We start from the raw sequence: 5,186 nt of genomic DNA, 5'->3' as shown, positions 1-5,186 counted from the left end.
GTCGGCGACCATCCGCTTCCTGGCTCCCGATACCGTAGATACCGCGACCGCACCGGACAGCAGTTGCTCAAGATGCTCGGCAAGCCTCGCCGGTGTGGGATAGTCGAAGATCGATGTCGACGAAAGCGGCAACCCGGTAAGATTTTTCAGCCGGTCGCGTAGCTCCACCCCGGTAAAGGAGTCGAATCCGAGGTCGCTGAAGGTGGTATCGGCGTCGACGTCCGCGGCACGCAAATGCCCGAGCACCACTCCGGCCTGGCAACACACCGCATCGACGAGTAGCTCGCGTTGCTGGTGGCGATTGAGACCGTGCAGGCGTTGGGAGAACGCGGATTCGGTTGCGACGGCGTCGTCGTCGACGCGACGCGCACGGGTGCTGCGGACACCGCAATCCAGCGATGACAGCCAAAACCGCTGCCGGGCGAACGCGTACGTCGGCAGCTCGATCCGGCGGCCGTCGGCCAGCACACTCGGCCAATCGATTTCGACACCCCCGACGTACGCCTGACCCACCGATAACCAGAACCGCGACGGACCGCCTTCATTCCGGACCAGCGTCGGTACGGCGACCACTACATCGGCGCCGAGACTGTCCTCAATTCCGGCTATCAGCACCGGATGCGGGCTCACCTCGACAAACGCCCCATACCCTTGCTCGCGGAACCAACCCAATGCGCGATCCAGGCGCACAGGCTGACGAAGATTGCGAAACCAATACTGGGCGCTTAACTCCGAACCGTCGACCACACCGCCGGTCACCGTGGAAATGAAAGTTAGTTTCGACGAACCTGGGGTCAGCTCGGCCAGCTCCTGCTCCAAGCGCCCGGCGATGGGCTCCACCTGCGCCGAATGCGACGCGTAATCGACCTCAATATTCCGGGCGCGAATGCCTGCTGCCTCGCACCGGCCCAGCAACTCCGCCAGGGCGGCGTTCTCGCCCGCGACCACGACTGCCGAAACCCCATTGACGGCGGCGACGCTGAGTCGATCGTTGAAATCGGCCAGTAAGCGCTGAACCCGGTCCAGCCCAGCGGCCAGCGACACCATGCCCCCAGCTCCCCCCAACTCCATCAATAGCCGGCTGCGTGATGTCACCACCAACGCCGCATCCCGCAGAGACAACACTCCGGCCACACACGCCGCCGCGATCTCGCCCTGCGAATGCCCGACCACCGCATCAGGTTTTACCCCCACCGATTCCCACAACCGCGCCAACGAGACCATCACCGCCCACAACACCGGCTGCACCACATCCACCCGGTCCAGTCCGGGCGCCCCCGCACCGCCCCGAATCACCTCCAGTAGCGACCACTGCACAAACTCCGCCAACGCCTCATCGCACAACCGCATCTGCTGGGCGAAAACCGGCATGGTATCCAGTAATTCGGCGCCCATCCCCAGCCATTGGGTCCCCTGTCCCGGAAAAAGCAGGACCGTCTTGCCCGATGCACGGGCGCGCCCGGTCACCACGGTTGAACCCGGCAATCCGGCAGCCAACTCGGCCAGTCCTGCCGCCAGTTCGGACTGGCGGGCGCCTACGACCACCGCGCGGTGCTCGAAGGCCGACCGCCTCGCCAGGGACAGTCCCACATCGAGCGGCGACAAATCCTTATCGGCCTGCACAAAATCCGCCAATCGCTGGGCCTGTCCCGCCAGGGCCGGCGCTGACTTGGCCGACACCAACCACGGCACCACTCGCCCACCCGATCCTCGAACATCCTCGGAAATAAGGGATTTCAGCAACGGAGCTTGCTCGACGACCACGTGGGCATTGGTGCCGCCCATCCCGAACGACGACACCCCAGCCCGGCGCGGTCGGCCGTCCGATACCGGCCACGAAGCCAGCGTGTCGTTCACCCGCAGTCCGCACCTGTCGAGGTCGATGGCGGGATTCGCATTCGCGTAGTTGAGGCTGGCCGGCAGCTCGCTATTTTCGACGGCCAGGATCGTCTTGAGCAGGCCCACGATTCCCGCGGCTCCGCCCAGGTGACCGACGTTGGTCTTGACCGACCCGACAGCAAGTGGGCAATCGCGTCCGAGGAAGAAGTGGCCCAACGCGGTTGCCTCGATGGGGTCGCCAATGGGCGTGCCGGTTCCGTGCAGTTCGACGTAGTCCACGTCTGTTACGCGCAGGTCCGATCGGCGATAGGCGCGCCGCAAGACGTTCAGCTGGCCGGCGATGGACGGGACGGTCAGTCCGGCCTCACCGCGGCCGTCGTTGCAGACGGCGCTGCCCCGGATGACGGCGTGGACATGATCTCCGTCGGCGATGGCCGCGGACAGCGGCTTGAGCAGGAGCAGTGCGCCGCCGTCGCCGCGCACATACCCGTCGGCACGCTCGTCGAATGTATAGGTGCGCCCGGACTCCGAAAGCCCGCCGAAATGCTCCTCGAGTGCGGCTGTTTCGGCTGCCAGGTTGAGCTGCACCCCACCGGCCACGGCCAACGACGATTCGCCGGTGCGGAGGCTTTCGCAGGCCAGATGGACCGCGACCAACGATGACGATTGACCGCAATCGACGGTGAGGCTTGGGCCGAGCATGCCGAAGGTGTATGAGATTCGGTTAGCGATCAACCCGCGGCTCACGCCGGTAAATGAATGGTGGTCGACCTCGTCTGCGTTGCGGAGCGTCAGAACGGCGTAGTCGTCGTTCATCGCGCCGATGAAGACGCCGACCTGATCGCCGTCCACCTGTTCGGCGGCAATCGAGGCGGTTTCGAGTAGCTCCCAAGTGAGTTCCAGGGCAAGTCGCTGCCGCGGATCCATTGAGCGGGCCTCGCGCGGCGAGAGATTGAAGAAGCTGGCGTCGAAATCGGCTACAGCGTCAAGAAATTCGGCACGCAGGTGGGCCGTCTCAGGGCTCGTCACATCCAGTCCGTCGCGCAGGAGCTTCCAAAACTCGCGCGGGCTAGCCGCACCGGGAAGCCGGCACGCCAAGCCAACTACTGCGATGTCGCTCACTCGTTGAGCCATGCGCCTGTCCGCCGTTCGCAGTTAACGTAGATACTCAGCGAGCTGATCGCCGAAGATTTTCACTGATTCCGTGTTCAACATCTCTTCGTGGGTGCACTCGACGGAATACTCAGTGACGTTGCCGGCGACGTATGCCTGCCAGGTCGTGCGCAGCATGGAGCCGTCGGGCCGCTTCTCCGAGAAGATGAGCATGTCGCCGTCGAAGATGTCCGGAATGTGCTGGGACTGCAAGCGAATGCTGGTATTGAGGTTCTTGACCAAGATTCTCACGATGTTCTTGGGTGGCAACGGGAAGTCCGGTGCGCCGTACCCCTCGAACAATCCCTCGACCTGTTCATAGGTGAGGGGGGTAAGGTGACCGCCGTCCTCCTGGTAAGGGATGCGATTCATTTCCAAGAAACGGCCCAGGACATAGCTTTCGGCGACCGGATCGGACTCGGCGATCGCCATTTCCGGACCGTTCGCGTCGAAGGTGAGAATCGGGTCCAACACCACCAGGCGCCGGACTTCGCGCCCTCGCCGCCGCAACTCGATGGCAAGTTGGTGCGCGACGATGGCGCCGAACGACCAGCCGATCAGGTTGTAGGGCCCTTCGGCGTCGAGTTCCTGGATGGTGTCGGCGTAGTACTGAGCCATCTCCCGGACCGACGTCGGCGCGGATTCCCCTTCGGGCGGCAATTGGAACCCGATGATCGAGCTGTCCACATAAGCGGACAGGTTGCGGTACGGCCAGCTCAGGCCACCGCCAGGGGGCAGACAGAACAGCGGAAGCCCGTCGCCTTGCTTGAGCACCTCGATGGGAACAACGGCAACCGAACTGTCGGCCGAACCTAGCCGCCGGCTCAGACTCGCGACCGTCGGCGCCTCGAACATGATCCGCACCGACAGGTCGGCACTCAATCCTTTGTTGATCGCGGCGATCGCGCGAATGGCCAAGAGGGAATCGCCGCCCAGGTCGAAGAACGAGTCGTCGACACCGACCCGGTCGAGTCCGAGCACCTGCGCGTAGATGCTGGCAATGACTTGTTCGACGGCGTTGGCGGGTGCGCGATACTTGTCGTCATCGCCGTATTGCGGGACGGGTAGCGCGCGGGTGTCCAGCTTTCCGTTGAGAGTCAACGGCAATTTGTCGAGTGCGACGACGGCGGCGGGCACCATGTATTGCGGCAGCCGGTCGGCCAGCAGGCTGCGCAGCTTGCTGACATCCACGGTGCCGGTGACGTAGCCGATCAAGCGCTTGTCGCCGGGGCGGTCTTCGCGGGCGACGACCGCCGCTTGGTCGACGCCGTCCAGTTGCGACAGCGCTACCGCCACTTCACCGGGCTCGATGCGATACCCGCGGATCTTCACCTGTCCGTCGGCGCGCCCCACGTACACCAGCTGGTCATCGGCGCCCCAGCGGACCAGGTCGCCGGTGCGGTACATGCGCGCACCAGGCCCGCCGAAGGGGCATGCCACGAACCGTGATCCAGTCAGTGCGCCGCGCCGCCAGTAGCCACAGCCCACTCCGGCCCCGGCGACATAGAGCTCGCCGACCACACCGGGAGGTACGGGACGCAGCCAGCCGTCGAGCACGAACAGCGCTGCGCCCGATACCGGCGCACCGATCGGTGCCACCCCGGAACCGGCTACTAGCGGCGCACTCATCGAGGTGTACCACGTCTCCGTCGGCCCGTAGGCGTTGATCATCACCCGCCCGGGCGCCCATTGGTCCACCAGCTCGGGCGGGCAGGCCTCGCCGGCGACCACCAATGCCGTGGACGGCAGCCCATCGGGTGACAAACCCATTGCGGCTGAGGGGGTTTGCGACAGTACATCGACACGCTCGCGAACGAGTAGTTCGTGCAATTCGACCGGGGAACGGGTGACGGCCTCGGGAACCACGACCAGTCTGCCGCCGCGCAACAGCGCACCCCAGATTTCCCACACCGAGACGTCGAAGCCGTACGAGTGCCACTGGGTTACGGTCTGGCCGGCCGTAGGCGTGAAAGAGGCTGGCGTGGTGAATAGTTGGGTGACGTTACGATGGCTGATGCCGACACCTTTGGGCACGCCGGTAGTGCCCGAGGTGTACAGGATGTAGGCCAGATTGTCAGCGGCAGGGTATGGCAATCCAGCGCTGGGCTGGCCGGCGATGGCGGCGTCGTCGATGTCGATTACCACCAGATCGTGGCCGGCTAGCTGGCCGGCCAGGGCGGTGGTCGTCAGTGCGG

Annotated in this window: 2 protein-coding genes; both read right to left on the bottom strand. The window is 64.8% G+C overall.

Annotated elements, in window-relative coordinates; translation table 11 throughout:
• The coding region (locus F0Q45_RS24065) for a type I polyketide synthase (protein ID WP_149656290.1) at positions 1–2,973 on the bottom strand (2,973 nt) is incomplete at its 3' end.
• A 21-nt stretch (positions 2,974–2,994) separates the two neighbouring features.
• Positions 2,995–5,186, bottom strand: a 2,192-nt coding sequence (locus tag F0Q45_RS30010; protein ID WP_149656289.1) for an AMP-binding protein, incomplete at its 5' end; no start/stop codon positions are given.

Origin of the sequence: Mycobacterium simiae, assembly GCF_008370645.1 — a bacterium.
GTDB lineage: Bacteria > Actinomycetota > Actinomycetes > Mycobacteriales > Mycobacteriaceae > Mycobacterium > Mycobacterium simiae_A.
The sequence above is the reverse complement of the archived record's forward strand: the minus strand, read 5'-3'. Positions and strand labels throughout refer to the sequence as shown.